Origin of the sequence: Brachybacterium sp. AOP25-B2-12 (assembly GCF_052378625.1) — a bacterium.
Classification (GTDB): Bacteria; Actinomycetota; Actinomycetes; order Actinomycetales; family Dermabacteraceae; genus Brachybacterium.
The window spans coordinates 1-288 of record NZ_JBQSXW010000096.1 but is presented as its reverse complement, the minus strand read 5'-3'; the positions used below and the strand labels follow the sequence as shown (position 1 = coordinate 288).

The following is a 288-nucleotide window of genomic DNA, read 5'->3' as shown; positions in this document are numbered from 1 at the left end:
GTCACCACCTCATCGGATCGATGGGGCAAGTCGGTGCCGCCGGGGACAACGCCGCGATGGAGTCCTTCTTCTCGCTGCTCCAGAAGAACGTCCTGGACCGCAAGCGCTGGCGGACCCGAGACGAGCTCCGGATCGCGATCATCACCTGGATCGAGCGGACCTATCACCGCCGCCGCCGACAGGCCCGCCTGGGCCGATTGACCCCCATCGAATACGAGACCATCATGAAACCGGCCGTGAGCCTCGCGGCCTGACACCACAACTGTCACCTGATCATGCGGCAGTCCC

1 protein-coding gene is annotated in these 288 nt (G+C 64.9%); it reads left to right on the top strand.

All coding sequences use genetic code 11. The features are described from left to right. Positions 1-254 (top strand): integrase core domain-containing protein (locus ACT3TZ_RS15315; protein WP_444584269.1); only part of this gene is annotated, 254 nt, incomplete at its 5' end. Between the last annotated feature and the right edge of the window lie 34 nt (positions 255-288).